Origin of the sequence: Planotetraspora sp. GP83, from assembly GCF_041262585.1 — a bacterium.
GTDB lineage: Bacteria > Actinomycetota > Actinomycetes > Streptosporangiales > Streptosporangiaceae > JAOEGB01.
The window spans coordinates 50300-67135 of sequence record NZ_JBGCBZ010000029.1; the positions used below are offsets into that span (position 1 = coordinate 50300).

Genomic DNA, 16836 nt, shown 5'->3' on the forward strand with positions numbered 1-16836 from the left:
TTCGCGCGGGGTCAGCACACCTGGCCTCCGTTGTCGTTGACCGGGCAGGCTACCTTGGCCGCGCACGTGCGGCAGCCGTCGTTCACCTTCGCCACGAAGACCTTCGCCGACATCCCGGCGGCGACGGTCTCGACGAGCTCCTGCGCCCATTCGGGCTCCGAGTCCTCGCCGAGCGCGCGCTGGGCCTGCTCCTTGGCCCCTCCGGACGTGCCCGCCGCCTTGCCGACCTGGACGAGCGACGCGCCTCCCGGCTCCACCAGGCCATGCCGCTTGAACGCGCCGAGCAGCGTGGCGAGCTGATACACCCCGAGCTGCGGGTGCCGGTCGAGTTCGTCGTCCTTCGGCTTGGAGCTGCCGGTCTTGATGTCGATGATCACGGCCCTGCCGTCGCCGTCGCGCTCGACCCGGTCCACCCGGCCCTTGATGTGCACGCCGTCGGCGACCACCGCCGTGAACGCCTCCTCCAGCGCCACGAGCTCGCGCGGGTTCTCCTGGTGCCACCGTACGAACCGCTCGACCATCTGCTCGGCGACCTTGCGCTGCTTGCGGTTGAACCAGATGCCGCCGAAGTCGAGCTGGTCCCAGATGTCGTCGAGCCGGCGCCCAAGGTCGGCGCCGTCCTCCGTGGCCAGTACGGCTATCGCGTGGATGACCGTGCCGAGGCTCTGGGTGACGCTGGTGCCGCCCGCGCCGACCGCCGTCTCCAGCACCCAGCGGAGCCCGCACTTGGTGAAGCTCTCCACGGCCGAGGGGGAGATCCGCACGATGTCGTCGGGCCAGCCGAGGGGCCGGTCGTCGGAGATGGGCGTCATGGCGTACCACTCGCGCGGGCCGGCGCCGGGCACTCCGGCCCTGGCGAGCCGGGCGAGGTGGCCGGCCGCCTCGCGGCGCAGAGACTCGGGCCGGGTCGTGTCGCACACGGCCGCCCGCAGGTCCGCCACGAGCGCGGGCATGCTGAGCCACCGCGCCCGGTCGTCCACAGTGGCCCCCTCGACCCCGCCGGGCAGCAGCTCGGTGAGGAACCGCGACGGCCGCTCGTCGGTGTCCTCGCCGCCGACGGCGGTCACCACCAGACTGCGGCGGGCCCGGGTCGCGGCGACGTAGAACAGCCGCCGTTCCTCGGCGAGGAGCTTGGACGCCAGTGCGGCCGTCGCCACCTGGGTCGTGTCCAGCGCCGTCCCCGCGGAGAGCTCGACGAGCGCCTCCGCGCCGAGCAGCGATCCCCGGAGCCGCAGGTCGGGCCAGACGCCCTCCTGGACGCCCGCGACCACGACGACGTCCCATTCCAGCCCCTTGGACCGGTGGGCCGTCAGGATCCGTACGGCGTCGCCCTCGGGCGCGTGCTCCGCGAGGGAGTCGCCCGCGATCTCCTGGGAGGTCAGGTCGTCGAGGAAGACCTCCACGCCCGCCTTGGGCAGCCGGTCGGCGAAGCGGGCAGCGTGGTCGAACAGCGCCACGACCCCGTCCATGTCGCGGTCGGCCTGCGCTCCCCTGGACCCGCCGGACAGGCTGGCGTCGGCCCACCGCTCGGCGAGGCCGCTGGCCTGCCAGATCTCCCACAGCACGTCCTCGGCGCCACGGCCGTGCCGTACGGCGGCGCGGGCGAGCTTCAGTAGCCGGGCCACCCGTTCGGCGGGGGCGGCCACGTGCGGCTCGACGGGGATGAGCTCGCGGGCGTCGCGGAGAGCGGCCACCAGCATCTCGTCGGACGACCGCGGAGTGAACGGCAGGGCCGGCTGCTCGCCTGGGCCGGACGCGTCCGCGGCGTTCGACGCCGCCGCGGCCTCGTGCTCGGCGACCCGGAGCGCGCGGCGCAGGCGGCGCACTCCGATCATGTCCGTGCCGCCCAGCGGGCCGGTCAGCAGTTCCTCCGCCGTCGGGACGTCGAGGGTGGACGGCCGGGCGGCGGCCTTGAGCAGGGTGATCAGCGGGCGGACGCCGGGCTCCTGCACCAGCGGCACCTCGTCGCCCGCGACCACGACCGGCACCCCTGCCGTGATGAGGGCCCTTCGCAGCAGGGGCACCTGCCGCGTGGCGCTGCGCACCAGCACGGCCATCCGCGACCAGGGCACGCCGTCGAGCAGGTGGGCCCGGCGCAGGGTGTCCGCCACGACGGCGGCCTCCTGGCTCTCGCTGTCGGCCAGCAGCACCCTGACCTCGCCCGGTTCGGCGTCATCGGCCGGCATCAGATCCCGGTGGCCGCCGCGCGCCGACCGGCCCCCGCCGCCCGGGGAAGGGGCCACGGGCAGGCGGGACGCGACGCGGCGGGAGGCTTCGAGCAGCTCCGGGCCGCTGCGGCGGCAGACGCGCAGGGCGACGACCGGGGCCTCCCGCCCGTCCAGCGTCCGGAACCTGTCGGGAAACCGCAGGATCCCCTGCACGTCCGCGCCGCGGAAGCCGTAGATCGACTGGTCGGGGTCCCCCACGGCGATCAGGTCGCGGCCCTCCCCCGCGAGCTGCTGGAGCAGGAACTCCTGGGCCGGATCGGTGTCCTGATACTCGTCCACGAGCACGACGTCGTAGGCGTCCCGCTCGCGCCGCCGTATGTCGCCGTCGGTCAGCAGCCCGGCGGCCTCGCGGATCAGCTCGGCGTAGTCGAGCGAGGGCACCGGGTCGAGGTCGAAGCGGTCCTGGTAGCGGCCGGAGAACAGCCCGGCGGCCTCCCAGTCGGGCCGGCCGTGCTCACGGCCCAGATGGACGAGCGCGTCGCCGTCCAGCCCGCGCTCGGCCGCCCGGGACAGGAAGTCGCGCAGTTCCTCGGCGAACCCGCGCGTCTTCAGCACCTCGCGCATCCGGTCGGGCCAGTGCCGCGCGCCGTCCTCCAGCTCGCCGTGGAGCAGCCGCCGGATCTCCAGAAGCTGCTCGGGGCCGGTCAGCAGCCTGGGCGGCGGCTCTCCGGCCTGTACGGCCTCGCGGCGCAGCAGCGCGTACGCGTAGCTGTGGAAGGTGAGGGCGAGAGGCGTCCTGGTAGTCCTGCGCATCCGTCCCGTGATGCGCTCGCGCAACTCGCCCGCGGCCTTGCGGCTGAAGGTGAGCACGAGGACCCGCTCCGGATCGACGCCGCGCCGCTCGATCCGGTCGACCACGGTCTCCACGATCGTGGTGGTCTTGCCCGTGCCGGGTCCCGCCAGCACGAGCAGGGGACCGCTCTCGTGCTCGACGACGGCGCGTTGGTGCTCGTCCAGCACGGGAACGGCACGCCGTCCCACGCCGCCCCGGCGCACCAGCCGGTAGTTCTGACCACTCACAACTCAGAATTCCACCAGAACCCTGGGGTAGATCGTGCCCGAATGACCAGTACAGCGTGCTGTGGTCTCAACAAACGGCACGACACGCCGAGCCATCACCAGCGGATCTGGTCTGACCTCGGTGTAATCGCGGGCAATCCGGATGGGGCACGGCTCAGGACGAGAAGACGTGATCCACCAGGCGTGCCGCGGCCTTGCCGTTGTCGTGGGGGGCGTAGGTCCGGGCGAACGCGGCGTAGCGGTCGGCCAGCTTCGCCGCGACCGTGTCGATCGTCCGCAGGACCTCGACCACCTCGGCCGAGGTCTCCAGCCGCGGGCCGGGCCGCTGCGACTCCAGATCGAGGTACAACCCGCGGGTGGAGCGGTATTTCGCGAGGTCCGGAGTGAACAGCACGACCGGCCGTCCCGTCGCCACGAAGTCGAATAGCGAGGACGAGTAGTCGGTGACCAGCACGTCGGCGATCAGCAGCAGATCGGCCATGTCCGGATATGTCGTGACGTCGATGGCGAAGCCCTCATGAGGCAACACGTGCGGGAACGCCTGCATGGCGTGGCCGCGCACCAGCACGACGTGATCCTCGCCGAGGACCCGCTTGGCGTCCACCAGGTCGAGCCGGACCGAGGCGTTCCTGCGGTCGTAGTCGCGGAAGGTCGGCGCGTAGAGGACGACGCGCTTGCCCTCCGGAACGCCGACGCGCCGCCTGATCTCGGCGGCCGCCGGCCCGCGCTCGGCCGCGGCCAGCACGTCGTTGCGGGGATAGCCGAACTCCAGGATCTGGCCCTCGTAGCCGAACGCCTTCCGCAGCACGTCGGAGGCCCAGCCGCTCTGGGAGAGCAGCACGTCCCAGCCGCGCACCTCGGCGGCCTGCCGGTGCCAGACGGGCGGCCGCGGCTCCCGCTTCATGTGCGCCTGGTCGCGCCCGATGTGCTTGACCGGCGTGCCGTGCCAGGTCTGCACGCAGACCTGGTCGTCCCGGGTGCGGAACCACGCCGGGAGGAAGCCGTTGGTCACGACGTAGCGCGAGCGGGCGAGCGCCTCGTAGTGCTCGCGGCTGCCGTCGCGGACGACCGTCGGGACGATGCCGTCGCCAAGGCCGAGCTCCCGCGAGCCCGGCGGCACGAAGGCTCCGTCGCGGACGACCCAGATGTGCTCGCCCTCGTCGCCGCGCCGCAGGCGCTCCTCGTAGATCGCACGCGGATTGTCGGAGTAGGACCGGCCGTCGAAGGAGGCGTAGACGGTGGCCTCGCGCAGCGGGCGGGCCCGCTCCGCCGGGTAGAAGGTGCGGCTGAGCGCCCAGACGCCCGCCGCGCTCCGCTCGTCGCCGGGCCGGTCCTCGGCCGCCACGAGCACGGGCACGTCGAACCGGGTGGCGACGAACCGGTACACCCGGCCCGAGATCGTCCGGGGGCTCTCGTCGAGCCCGTCCAGCGCGGCGTGGTCGAACCGGACCGGCACCATGGCCGGGCCGTACCGATCCGGAGGCGCCACGGACAGGTTCCAGGTGCCCTCGGAGAGCGGCACGCTCGACCCGAAGCGCGGCATCGCGCCGGGCGAGAGCCGTACGGAGAACCGGTCGCCGTCACGCTCGGCGGGCACCCGGATCGTGAGCCCGCCGCGGTGCCGCAGCACGAGGTCACGCGGCCCGGGGTCGGCGTCGGGGTACCGCCCGGTGAGCGTCAGGGAGTCGTCGCGCCACTCGGCCGAGGTGATGACCGGCAGGATCTTGTGGCCGGAGATCACCACCCGGTCGCGGCGGTCGCCCTGGACGGTGATCTCGCGGTCGCCGACGATCAGCCGCGTCTCGTCGGCGCCCTCCAGCATCACCGCCGCGGCGGGGTCGCCCTTGGGCTCGACCCACAGCCGCCGGGCATCCCAGGTCAGCATGGTCTGCACGGCGACGGCCAGCGAGAAGCGGGTGCCGCCGTCGGCCGGGGTGAAGTCCGCCGACATGCGGTGGCCGCCCACCCGGGCCTTGCCCTTTGTGACGGGTCTGCCGGGGAGGAATCCGGTCAGCTCGACCATGGGGCCGTCCAGCCGGACACCGGTCAGCTCGGCCCGGGTCGGCTGGAGCACCACCTGGAGGGCCTTGTCGGAGGTCCACACAGGACGCACCCACCACCGCGACCGGACCCGCAGCCCGGCCGGGCGCTCCGTGCGGCCGATCGCGGGACCCCGGAGGGGACCCCTGGCCCGCGCGGCACGGCTCCAGATGACGATCTCGGCCCGCCAGGTCGTGGTGTCCTGGACGGTGTGGCGGCGCCGGAGCAGCCGCTTCCCTCCACGCACGACGGCCCGCAGCCCGGCGCGCCAGCGGAGCGAGAGCGGGTTCAGCTCGGCGGTGAACCCGGCCCAGTCGTAGTTGCAGCCAGGCTCCTTGGCGTCGTGCGTCGCCTCGGGCCGATAGATTCGCTTGGTCTTGAGCGTCACCGGGGGCAGCCACCGGGGGCCGCGCAGCACGACCGTGGCGCGGTTGAAGCGGCCGCTCCGGACGGACAGCCCGGCGAGGTAGGCATGGCCCGTGATCCGCAGGCGGCCGTCCGCCCACGTGATGTCGTCGATCTGGGTGACCGGCACGAGGTCGGCCGCCCGGAGGCGCAGCAGCTCGGGCTCCACCTCCACGGGCAGGTCGGCATACCACCGCAGGCCCTTGCGCACCCGGCGGGACGGCTCCGCGGCGGCGGCGGCCAGCTTGGCCAGCACGTCGCTTTCGGCGAGCTCCTCGGGATCACGGGTCTCGATCAGGTGGAAGGCGACCCGGCGGCCGACCGGGAGGTCGCGCTTGACCTTGGGATCCACTTCCGCGAGATACGGCCGGAGGGAGTCGATCGCCTGGCGGCGCCGCCCGGGGCCGCGCTTGGCCGCCGCGTCGAGCCGGAGCCCGAGCGATCCGGCGAGCGCCTCCCGGTCGACCTCGCGACGCTCCGCCCCGGTCAGGCCGCCTTCGCGGACCAGTGCGACCAGGGCTTCGATGGGCTCGCCCCGGTCATAAAGCTCCTGGACAGCCCGCAATCGGTCGGCGACGGCGTCGCTCGTGCGTGCGGGTGTCATAAGGGAGGCACCACCCTTCGGAGACCGGTGTTCTAGAAATGGTAATGCCGGTCACAGGGTCCGCCCGTCCCATCGAGCCGCACGCATGTCCGCCCGGCCCCTTTTCACGGGGGTTCCTTCCTGGCGCCACCTGGCGAGACACTCGGTTTCCAGGCCAGGTGCGGGACTTCCGTCGGCCCGGATCACGCGCCACCAGGGCACGCCGCCGCCCCACAGGGACATCACCCGGCCGACCTGCCGGGGGCCGCCCTCGCCGAGGTACTCCGCCACGTCCCCGTAGGACATGACCCTGCCCGGCGGGATGCGCTCGACCACGCCGAGCACCCGCTCGGCATACGGCGTCGGCTCGCGATGGGCGCGCTGCCCCATTCAGGCGTGTCCATTCGGGACGTGGCTCTCAGATCCGCGCGCGAACGGCGTGGCTCTCAGGTGCTCCACTCGGAGGGCCCGGCCTCGATGATCTCTTCCAGCTTGCCGAACTCGTAGCTCGCCGAGCCGTTTATCTGCTCGACGACGCCGTTCCTGATCCCGTAGGCCTCGCCGTCCTCGCCGACCAGCCGCGCGCCCATCAGATCGGTGAGGCGGGCGAGCTGGGCCACCTGCCAGTCCGATCCCGGCTGACCGATCAGCCGTCCCGACCAGGTCGCGACGTGGTGCACGGAGTCGCCGTGCCGCGCGACAACCTCGCCGGCCTCGTGCGACCCGCGCAGCTCGAATCCGGCCTCCGCCGAAACCACGCTCGCGAGTTCGGCGTAGGCGAGCGGTGCTTCCCGCTCTACGCGCAGCTCGTACCCCATGAGGCGGGACCTTAGCGAAACTTGACCCCGTCCTGTCACAGGAAACCGGAACATCCCTGGGACCGCAGCCGAAACGCGGCCAAATGGCGGCCAACATGTGATCACCGTCGGCTGAGCGCCACGGCGCCGGCGGCGAAGCCGCCCAGGCCGAGGACGACGGCGATCGCGTAGATCCAGAGCCTAACCGGATCCGGCCCGGGGCGCGCGGGTCCCTCGGAAACCGGTCCCTTCCCGAAATGCAGATCGTCCCGCACCGGGACCGTGCGGGTGTAGCCCGCCAGCTCCGCCGCCTTTGTCAGAGCCGCCGCCGCATCCACCACCCCGAATCCCACTTTGTCGTCATAACCGGCACGCGGGTGCGGGCGAGATGCCGAAGTGAGAGCCCGCGAGACGAGTTCCGGCGCCATATCCGGATATTTCGCTTTTATCAGTGCGGCGATTCCCGCGACGAGCGCGCTGGACGCCGGCGTCCCCGATATTGTGCCGTGCGAGCCGCCCGCCAGCGCCACGGGCACGTCCACTCCCGGCGCGGCGACCAGGACCGAGAGGTTGTCGCTGCTCGACTCCGCCTTCCGGCCCTGCCGGTCGACCGCCGCGACGCCCACGACGCCCGGATAGCCCGCGGGGAACTTCCAGTAGGAGGTCCCCGTCTGCCGGGCGTACTCCGACTGGCCGCCGTCCCCCACCGAGGCGACCAGGACGACCCCACGCGACAGCGCGTAGGAGATCGCCTCGCGGTCCGTCCGGTCCACGCCGTAGTCCGAGATCGGCAGGCAGATCACCGTCGCCCCGTGGTTGGCGGCGTACCGGATGCCGCGCGCCACCGGCCGGTCCTGCGGCACGCCGGTCTCGGCCTCCGGATCGAGGAAGTTCCCGTCGGGTTTCGGCTCGGCCACCGGGATGGACATCACCCGCGCGCCGGGCGCGACGCCCGCGATCCCGCCGTCGCGCCCACTGCCGACGATCAGCGAGGCCAGGGCGGTCTCGGCGTCGCCCGGCACCAGGCCGCCGAAGACCCTGCCCGTCATGTCCGGGCCGTAGAGGACCTTGTCCTTCAGCTCGGGAATGCCGCCGTCCGGCCGGGCGGCGCCGAGCACGGCGACGGTCACGCCCTCGCCCCGGGTGACCTTCCATGCCTTCTCCGCGTTGACCGCGTCGAGCGCCCAGCGTTCCCCGCCGGGCTCCGCCAGCGCCGGGCCGGCCGGCGCGGGACCCGCCAGGAGCGCGCTCGCCAGCGCGGCGCACAGGGTGATCGGTCTCAGCACACGTTCCCCTGGGTGCAGCGCGGGACATCGGGCGGCTCGCCCAGGGATCGCGCGATGCGCCCCGCGACGGACTCCGCGGCCGGCCACATCTCGCTGTTCAGCAGCTCCTCCAGCGCGACGGAGTCGCGGGTTCTGCCGTCGGCGTACCCCACGGTCGAGAAGACGATGTACGGCCCGGCGCCCACCCAGGCGGTCCGCTGCCGCTGGGCCGCGCCGAACATGTCGGTCACCGTGCCGGGGAAGGCGACCGGCCGCACGCCCACGCGGTCGTCGACGGGCAGCTTGGCGGCGGCCTCCATCCGCGCCTCCTCGTCCCTGAGCACGGCGACCCCGACCGTGATGGCGAACGTGGACGTCTGATCGACGTAGGTGGCCCGGAGCATGGTGCGGCAGCCCTGCTCGCGGAGGACGGAGGCGACCGGGGAGTCGACGGTGGCCGCGCACGCCGCCTCGGGGGCGACGCCGACGCGCCGGGCGTACTGCTGGGCCCGGGCGAGGCCGGTGTACTGGACCTCCTCGGGGAAGACCATGCCGACCGGCCACGCCTGCCACCTGCGGGCCACATCCTCCGCGACGTACTTGGCCCGCTCGGCGTCGGTGAGCGGGCGGGATCGGGTCTCCTGGAGCAGCCCGATCGACCCGAGGAGCACGTTGGCGGCCGCGACGGCCAGCACCACGCCCATCACCGTCAGGAAAATCGACCGGAACCGGATGCCGCGCTCCAACTCGGCCCGCTCCCGCGCCGCCTGTGCGGCCGCCGCGCGGCCTCGTGACGCCGGCCAGGGGCGCGCCCGAGGGCGGCCGGAGGACGAGCCCTGAGCCGTGCGGCCCGGGAAGGGCGGCAGTCCCCGCCGGCCACCGGGCGGTGTCCGCGGTGTCCTCGGCTGCTCGGGCGGCATACCCCGATGCTACGTCGGCAGGCCCGTCGGCCGGGGTGACGACATGACCAGAGCCTCGTGCTCCTTCCGCCTGGCCCGCCGTACGAGCAGGATCAGGACGACGAGGCTCGAGACCGCGCCGCCGAGGCCCGCGACGGCCACGCCGCCGTAGACGGTGATCGCCCGCTCGTCGCGGCGCACGACCACGACGGGGCCGCCCCGGTCGGTGGCCGCGCGCACGGTCCGGGCCGGATCCTGGACGCCGGGCCCCGACGCCGTGGCCCTGTGGCGGGCGAGGACCGCCGCCATGCTCAGCGCGCGGTACGCGTTGACCACGCCGAAGCCCGTGCCGGTGTTGTAGGGGCTCTTCTGGGCCGGGGACGAGGTGAGCGCCTGGGCGACGAGCGCGGGTGACATCCCCGGGTGGCGTGATTTGATCAGCGCCGCCACCCCCGACACGAGCGCGGTGGCCTGCGAGGTCCCCCGGCCGACCCAGTATTCGTCGCCCGGTCCCGCGCCGAGGATGTCGACGCCGGGCGCCGCCACGAGGACGGAGGAGTTCCGGTTGGAGAACGACGCGCGGCGCAGGGCCGGAGTGACGGCCGCCACGGAGATCACGCCGGGAATGGAGGCGGGGTACGAGTACGGCGCGGTGCGCTTGCCGGCGCCGTCGTTGCCCGCGGCGGCCACCAGCACCACCCCCTTGGAGATCGCGTAGCGGATCGCCTCACGCTCGGCCTCGGTCGGGAGGTCCTTGGAGATGGACAGGTTGATCACCTCCGCTCCGTGGTCCACGGCGTACCGGATCCCCTTGGCGACCACGCCCTCGAAACGGGGGTCGGAGTTGAACGTGCGGAAGCCGGGCTCCTCGTCCTCCAGGATCACCCGCACGGACAGCACCCTGGCCTCCGGCGCGACGCCGATGACGCCGTCGCCGCCTCCCGGGCCGTGCCCGTGGCCCGCGATGAGGGAGGCCATGTAGGTGCCGTGCAGGCGGACCGGCTCGACGTCGTCCGGGTTCGCCCCGGCGGTGAAGTCCTTGCCGATGATCACCGATCCGGCCAGGTCGTGGTGCTCGGGGTCCACCCCCGAGTCGAGAACGGCCACGGTCACGCCCGCGCCCTTCGTCTCGGCCCAGGCGTCCGCGACGTCCAGGGTCCGCAGGACCGCCTCCTGGCTCACCCGCACGTCGTCCGCGACAGCCGTACGAGGCGTGACGAGAAGCAGGGCGGCGGCGAGGGCCGCGACGGCGTGCGCGGCGCGTCTCAGCACTGCCACTCCTTGGCGGCGCAGTCCGGGGAGGCGGGGGCGGTGAGCGTGGCGGCGATGTTCCCGACCAGGTCGCCGGTGAAGGAGAACATGGTCGGCCGCTGGCTGCCGACGCCTCTGGCCGGGCGTCCGTCCACCTGCCCGACCGTGCTCATCACGACGTAGGGGCCGGCCTGCCGCACGGTGCCGGCCTGGCGGCCTCCGGCGGTGAAGCGGTCGGTCACGGTGCCGGGGAAGGCCAGGGCGCGCAGCCCCGGGTACGGCCCGCCGTTCCGTGGGAATGCCGCCTTCGCGGCCGCCGCCGACGCGGTGTCGGGGAACGCGGCGACCCCGATCGTCACCACAATGCCCTGGAGCGCGTCGAGGTAGGTCGCCCGGAGGATCGCGTGGCAGTGGGCGGCCAGGACCGCCTTGCGCAGGGCCGCGTCGACGGCCGTGCGGCAGTCGATCCTCGACGAGATGCCGACCCTGCGCGCCGTCTCCCTGCCGCCCTGCTCGCCGGTGTACGGCAGAGCCAGGGGGAAGATCCGGCCGGCGGGCCATAACGCCCAGCGCCGGGAGACCTCGGTGGCGCTCGCCTGCCGGATCTCGGCCGCGCTCGGACCACGGGTGAGCTCGGCGCCCGCGGCGGTCGCCGCGACCCCCGCGACCACGGCGCAGATCAGAGTGAGCGCGGAGGCCACGAGCAGGACCGGCCAGGTCCGCGTCTCACCCACCACGCCTCCGCTCACTCGGGTTCGCGGGATCACCCCAGCGACCTTAACCCGACTTGACGCCCATCATCCCCACAAATCCACCCCGGAAAGTACTTGACGCAATGGAAAGTGGAAAGTACTTTCCGATACGGAAAGTGATGGTTTCGACAGCGGAGGAGCCCCCCGTGAATCCAGAAGAAGCCGCGCGGAGCCTCTCGGCCATCCGGCGGACGCAGGCGAAGGCCGTAGGATCCGAGCCCTGGTTTCCGACGTGGTACGCGGCCGGGGTCGGGGTCTTCGTGACCGGAGCGCAGTTCATCACCGAGCCGGGCACGCCGGTCTCGGTCATAGTGGGAGGCGGCCTCGTGCTCACCGCCGGGCTCGGGGCCCTGATCGGGCGGCTTGTCACGTCGCGACGGATGACCGCCCACCGCAGCCTGACATCCCCGGCGGGAATGGTCGTGTTCGCACTTTGGCTGTGCGCCGGCATCGGCCTCTGCCTGGCACTGGCCTTGTGGCTGGCCTCCGCCGAAATCGCCTACGCTCGGACGTACGCCGGCCTGGTCATGACGGCGTTCATGGCCGCGACCGGCCCGTATGTCGCCCGGTGGATCTCCAGGCAGATGGTCCTCAAGATCGAAAAAGGGGTGTGATGGAGCTCGACCCCGTCATCCACGCGCCCACCCGCCTGCAGATCGTGTCGCTGCTCGCGGCCGCGGAGCAGGCCGAGTTCGGCTTCGTGAGGGACACGCTCGGCATCAGCGACTCGGTGCTGTCGAAGCACGCGAGCGCGCTGGAGACGGCCGGATATGTGCGGATACGCAAGGGTCACGTCGGCAAGCGGCCCAAGACCTGGTACAGCCTCACCGACGTCGGGCGAGCGGCGTTCACCCTGTATGTGGCGAACCTGCAAAAGATCGTCTCACCCAGCGGGCTGACGGTCCTCTCCGACTGAGCGCTCTCCAACGCGTACGGCTGCCGCCCCCGGTGGGAGGCGGCAGCCGTACGAGAGGCGATCAGTAGGTGGGCAGGCTCGGGTCGACGGTCTTGACCCAGCCCAGCACGCCACCACCGACGTGGACGGCGTCGGAGAAGCCGGCGTTCTTGAGGACCGCGAGGACCTCCGCCGACCGGCCGCCGGACTTGCAGTGCAGGACGATCCTCTTGTCCTGCGGCAGGCCCTCGAGCGCGGAGCCGTTCAGGAACTCGCCCTTGGGGATGAGCACGGCGCCCGGGATGTTCACGATCTCGTACTCGTTCTGCTCGCGGACGTCGATCAGGTAGATGTCGTCCCCCCGGTCCTGCATCTCCTTGAGCTCGGCCGCCGTGATCGTGGACCCCGCGGCCGCCTGCTGCGCCTCCTCGGAGACGGTGCCGCAGAACGCCTCATAGTCGATCAGCTCGGTGATCGACGGGTTCTTGCCGCAGAGCGGGCACTCCGGGTCCTTGCGGACCTTGACGTCCCGATACTTCATCTCCAGCGCGTCATAGATCATCAGACGGCCGACGAGCGGCTCGCCGATGCCCGTGATGACCTTGATGGCCTCGTTGACCTGGATCGAGCCGATCGAGGCGCACAGCACGCCCAGGACGCCGCCCTCCGCGCAGCTCGGCACCATGCCGGGCGGCGGGGGCTCCGGGTAGAGGCAGCGGTAGCAGGGGCCGTGCTCGGCCCAGAACACGCTGGCCTGCCCGTCGAACCGGTAGATCGACCCCCAGACGTACGGCTTGCCGAGCAGCACGGCCGCGTCGTTGACCATGTAGCGGGTGGCGAAGTTGTCCGTCCCGTCCACGATCAGGTCGTAGCCGGAGAAGATGTCCATCACGTTGTCCGTCGTGAGGGCCACATTGTGGATCACGACGTTGACGAGCGGGTTGATCTCACGCACGCTCGCGGCGGCCGACTCCGCCTTGAGCCGCCCCACGTCCGACTGGCCGTGGATGATCTGCCGCTGCAGGTTCGACTCGTCGACGATGTCGAAGTCGACGATCCCGAGAGTCCCCACCCCGGCCGCGGCCAGGTAGAGCAGCGCGGGAGAGCCCAGGCCGCCCGCCCCCACACACAGCACCTTGGCGTTCTTGAGCCGCTTCTGCCCCGCCATGCCCACGTCAGGGATGATCAGATGACGCGAGTAGCGGCGCACCTCGTCGACGGTCAGCTCAGCTGCCGGCTCTACCAGCGGTGGCAACGACACAGTCCCACTCCTGCTTTCGTGTCCCGTTTTCGTGCAAATGGTCGCGCTCGGCTCCATGGGCGCATCACAAGCTCTACTCACAACTTAACCGGGGCGTTCCGCATTCCCAATCACGCTGTCCGCCGTATGGACACCCATGTTTCGCGCGTTCGCGTCTCGGCGAGCAGGCGCCGTGCCTCCCTGGCGACCACCTCGGGGAACTCCATCTGCGCGACGTGCCCGGCGTTGGGCAGTGTGACGAGCCTGACGTCCGGAAAGGTACGGCCAGCCCGGCGGGCCATCCGGGCGTCGACCAGCCGGTCACGGCGGCCGTAGACCACCAGCGTCGGCGCGGTGACCCGGGCCGCCTGCCGCCAGAGGTTGTCCGGACCGGTGCGGAAATACTCGTTGACGATCGCGCGGGCGCAGCCCACCATCGCCTCCCCCGAGTACGGTAGGCCGTCACGCCGCCGCAGTTCCTCCACCGCGTCGCGGAGCCGCTCGGGGTGGACCCTGTTGAGATCGGCGTAACACATGCTCAGGGTCGCCCGGATGCGCCGCTCGGCCGGGACGGACGAGAGCCAGCGGACCGCGAGCTCGCCCAGGCGCGGCGCGGCCGACATGGCCACCCGGGCCGGGCCGTACCGGGGCAGCAGGTCGGGCATCGCCGGGGAGACGAGCGTCAGCGACCTGATGAGGTCGGGCCGGGCGGCCGCGACCCGCACGGACACGGCCCCGCCCATGGAGTTGCCGAACAGATGAACAGGGCCGCCTGTGTGCTCGATCAACCGCACGACCGCGTCCGCGTGGCCGTCCAGCGAATAGCGGCCGTCGGGGGGCGCCGGCGAGTGCCCGGCTCCCGGCAGGTCGATGGCGACTCCCCTCACGTCGCCGGCGAGCTCGCCCATGAGGTCGGTCCAGTTCGTGGCGGAGCCGGCCAGACCGTGGACGAACACGGCGGTGTCGGGCGGCCCCTCCGGGGTGGTCCTCACGTGGACCCGCGTCTCGCCCAGATCGATGTGCTCACCCGGCCAATGCGGAATCGGCTCGACACCCACGCGTCCTCCCTTGTTCTCCTTCTGTTTCGACGATAACCCCCCGGCCGCACGTCTCCCGCCGCCCGCCCGGCTACGGACAGTAAGCATCTTTGGGACCTCTCCCCATGTACCGGTTCGCCGATATCTCCCATATCGGACATTTCAAATGCGACATAAATGACATTTATGGGCGAAGTGATCAGTAGCGGTCCAACGTCGTCAATAAAGCGATAAGCAGATGGCAAAAGCCACCGATCGCCGTTTGTCACTTGGGCGACGAGGAAATCAAGACAATGCAGGGATGATCCGCAAGGGTCATCAGAAAGTACATTTTCCAACTGATTTGGAAAATGCCGGAGTGTCGGGGCAGTAGTCCTTCAAGGAGCAAATGAAATGCCCAAGTTCAACAACATCGTCGGGATCCTCGCGATCAGCGCCGCTCTGACCGGTGGAGCCGTCGCACTCGGCAACGCGATCACCAGCACCGCGAGCGCCTCCACCGTCATGGGCGGCTGGGTCGGTGGCGGTGGCGGTGGCGGCTGCTGCAACTGGGGCCGTGGCCACCGGAACCACAACAAGAACAAGAACAAGAACAAGCAGTGGCAGCACGAGCGTCAGCACCAGCGGCAGCACCAGTTCCTGCTGCGGGACTTCACCCTCGTCCTGACGCCGTTCCAGAAGACCGAGACCGACTCGCGGGCCCTGCCGTACAACTGGCAGAACTCGGACACCAAGGCGCAGCCCTGGAACCGCCAGAACTCCTTCACGGACACGAAGACCGAGCCGAAGCAGAATCAGGAGGCCGAGCAGGAGGCCGAGCAGGAGGAGCAGGAGGTTCCGGTCACTCCGTCGCCCTCCAACACAAAGAAGTAACCCAAGCATGCGATCTCGGCCATTCGCACGGAGATCGCAGTTGGCCTTCGGGCCATGACTGAGGGGCTGAACGGCGCCCGTGGTCGCTGTCGCCAGGATCCCTTTCGGGTGCCCTGACCAGCGAGTGCGCACGGGCCCTTGTACGGGCGCAGACCATGAGGCCGCTCCGGCCGCAATCAGCGAGGGCTCCGGCGTCGAACGCGGAGCCCTCGCTCCATGGTCCGTCCCGTTGCGTCGTCCAAGTAAACAACACATCGATAACGCGATTCGATGACGCGTCCCGGCCGCGCGCTGTCCACGCCGGGCGCTCATGCCACCCAGTGAACGCCGCGGCATTCAGACCGTGAATCCTCACGGCGCGAATGCGCGCGGGCGTAAACGCAGGCCCATGCTCCCACCTATGCGTTCCCGAGTCTCGGCGATCGGAGAACGCCGGAGAGCAGAGGCAGAAATTCATTCAAGGGGAGAAAATCAGCAATGTCGTTCAAGAACCTCGCGAGGGTCCTCGCCGTCAGCACCGCGCTGACCGGCGGAGTCATCGCTCTCGGTAGCGCCGTGACCACCACGTCCGCGAGCGCGAGCACCGTCATGGGCGGCGTGGTCGGCGCTCCGGTCCGCCACGCCGTACGCGGCTACTGCGCGCCGCAGCGTCATGCCCTCAAGAACAAGAACAAGAACAAGAACAAGCAGAAGCAGCACCACCGTCAGCACCAGACGCAGGACCAGTTCCTCATGCGGGACTTCACCCTCGTCCTGACGCCGTTCCAGAAGACCGAGAGCGCGGCCCACGCCCTGCCGTACAACTGGCAGCACTCGGACGCCAAGGCGCTGCCCTGGAACGACCAGCGCAACCACACGAACTCCACGACCAACCCGAAGCAGAAGCAGGAGGCGGAGCAGGAGAACGAGCAGAAGCAGAAGGAGCAGGAGCAGGAGCAGCAGCCGCAACAGGAGAAGCACGACGGTGGTAGCACCGTCAACGCCCCGACCGCGCTTGCCAGCGCCGACGGCGGCCCGGGTGGTGCGGGCGGCACCTCCACCGGCACCGGTGGCACCGGCACCGGCACCGCCACCGCGGGCCTGGCCAGCGGCGCCGGCGGCGCCGGCGGCGCCGGCGGCAGCTCGACCGGCACCGGCGGCAGCGCCAACGCCACCGGCGGCGGCACCGCCACAGGCGGGGCGGCCACCGCTGGTGCCGGCGGCGTAGGCGGCGCCGCCGCCGGGAGCGGCGGCAACACGACCGGCGCCCAGACCGGCAGCGGCACCGGCGGCGCGGGCACCGGCGGCGCCGGCGGCGTGGGTGGCGTGGGTGGCGTGGGTGGCACCGGCGGCACCGCCACCTCCTAACAGTGCGTGAGGCCCTTGCGGCCTCTCTTCAACGAGGGCTCCAGCGGACGCCGGCCGCGGAGCCCTCGCCATGGTTCATCGCACGCTCATGTCACGCAGTGAAACGTCGCGGCATTCAGACCGTGAATCCTCACGGCGCGAATGCGCGCGGGCGTAAACGCAGGCCCACGCTCTCACCATCGGCTTTCCGAGTCTCGGCCGATC

Annotated in this window: 14 protein-coding genes; 4 read left to right on the forward strand and 10 right to left on the reverse strand. The window is 71.5% G+C overall.

Features of this window, described 5'->3' with window-relative positions:
• Nucleotides 1-11: 11 nt before the first annotated feature.
• The 8 genes from ABH927_RS30195 to ABH927_RS30230 form a co-directional block, all read right to left on the reverse strand.
• Nucleotides 12-3248, reverse strand: coding sequence for an ATP-dependent helicase (locus tag ABH927_RS30195; RefSeq protein ID WP_370027163.1), 3237 nt, complete (start codon nucleotides 3246-3248; stop codon nucleotides 12-14).
• Nucleotides 3249-3402: 154 nt separating this feature from the next.
• Nucleotides 3403-6297 (reverse strand): CDP-glycerol glycerophosphotransferase family protein, encoded by a 2895-nt coding sequence (locus tag ABH927_RS30200; RefSeq protein ID WP_370027165.1) that lies wholly within the window; start codon nucleotides 6295-6297, stop codon nucleotides 3403-3405.
• Between the two features lie 51 nt (nucleotides 6298-6348).
• Nucleotides 6349-6666 carry an MGMT family protein gene (locus tag ABH927_RS30205; protein WP_370027167.1) on the reverse strand — a complete coding sequence of 106 codons (318 nt, stop codon included), beginning with the start codon at nucleotides 6664-6666 and terminating at the stop codon, nucleotides 6349-6351.
• Between the two features lie 56 nt (nucleotides 6667-6722).
• On the reverse strand, nucleotides 6723-7094 hold the full coding sequence (locus ABH927_RS30210) for a hypothetical protein (RefSeq protein ID WP_370027168.1): 372 nt from the start codon (nucleotides 7092-7094) through the stop codon (nucleotides 6723-6725).
• A 101-nt stretch (nucleotides 7095-7195) separates the two neighbouring features.
• A complete protein-coding gene (locus ABH927_RS30215) occupies nucleotides 7196-8359 on the reverse strand; it encodes a S8 family serine peptidase (RefSeq protein ID WP_370027170.1) in 1164 nt (387 codons plus the stop codon).
• Complete coding sequence (locus tag ABH927_RS30220) at nucleotides 8353-9258, reverse strand: hypothetical protein (RefSeq protein ID WP_370027172.1); 906 nt, start codon at nucleotides 9256-9258, stop codon at nucleotides 8353-8355. The genes ABH927_RS30215 and ABH927_RS30220 overlap by 7 nt, the downstream gene beginning before the upstream one ends.
• 9 nt (nucleotides 9259-9267) lie before the next feature.
• On the reverse strand, nucleotides 9268-10509 hold the full coding sequence (locus ABH927_RS30225; RefSeq protein WP_370027174.1) for a S8 family serine peptidase: 1242 nt from the start codon (nucleotides 10507-10509) through the stop codon (nucleotides 9268-9270).
• Nucleotides 10503-11255 carry a hypothetical protein gene (locus tag ABH927_RS30230; RefSeq protein WP_370027176.1) on the reverse strand — a complete coding sequence of 251 codons (753 nt, stop codon included), beginning with the start codon at nucleotides 11253-11255 and terminating at the stop codon, nucleotides 10503-10505. Before ABH927_RS30230 ends, ABH927_RS30225 begins: the two co-directional genes overlap by 7 nt.
• Before the next feature lie 131 nt (nucleotides 11256-11386).
• On the opposite strand from ABH927_RS30230, the gene ABH927_RS30235 reads away from it, so the two are divergent.
• Complete coding sequence (locus ABH927_RS30235; protein WP_370027178.1) at nucleotides 11387-11854, forward strand: hypothetical protein; 468 nt, start codon at nucleotides 11387-11389, stop codon at nucleotides 11852-11854.
• Entirely contained in the window at nucleotides 11854-12156 is a 303-nt protein-coding gene (locus ABH927_RS30240) for a winged helix-turn-helix domain-containing protein (RefSeq protein WP_370027180.1), read from the forward strand. The genes ABH927_RS30235 and ABH927_RS30240 overlap by 1 nt, the downstream gene beginning before the upstream one ends.
• A gap of 61 nt (nucleotides 12157-12217) precedes the next feature.
• Here the strand turns inward: ABH927_RS30240 and moeZ are convergent, their stop codons facing one another.
• Nucleotides 12218-13396 carry an adenylyltransferase/sulfurtransferase MoeZ gene (gene moeZ, locus ABH927_RS30245; RefSeq protein ID WP_370027182.1) on the reverse strand — a complete coding sequence of 393 codons (1179 nt, stop codon included), beginning with the start codon at nucleotides 13394-13396 and terminating at the stop codon, nucleotides 12218-12220.
• Nucleotides 13397-13506: 110 nt separating this feature from the next.
• On the reverse strand, nucleotides 13507-14433 hold the full coding sequence (locus tag ABH927_RS30250) for an alpha/beta fold hydrolase (protein WP_370027184.1): 927 nt from the start codon (nucleotides 14431-14433) through the stop codon (nucleotides 13507-13509).
• Between the two features lie 372 nt (nucleotides 14434-14805).
• On the opposite strand from ABH927_RS30250, the gene ABH927_RS30255 reads away from it, so the two are divergent.
• Nucleotides 14806-15285: a hypothetical protein gene (locus ABH927_RS30255; protein WP_370027186.1), complete on the forward strand. Its 480-nt coding sequence runs from the start codon at nucleotides 14806-14808 to the stop codon at nucleotides 15283-15285.
• Nucleotides 15286-15762: 477 nt separating this feature from the next.
• Nucleotides 15763-16632, forward strand: coding sequence for a hypothetical protein (locus ABH927_RS30260; RefSeq protein WP_370027188.1), 870 nt, complete (start codon nucleotides 15763-15765; stop codon nucleotides 16630-16632).
• Nucleotides 16633-16836 lie beyond the last annotated feature (204 nt).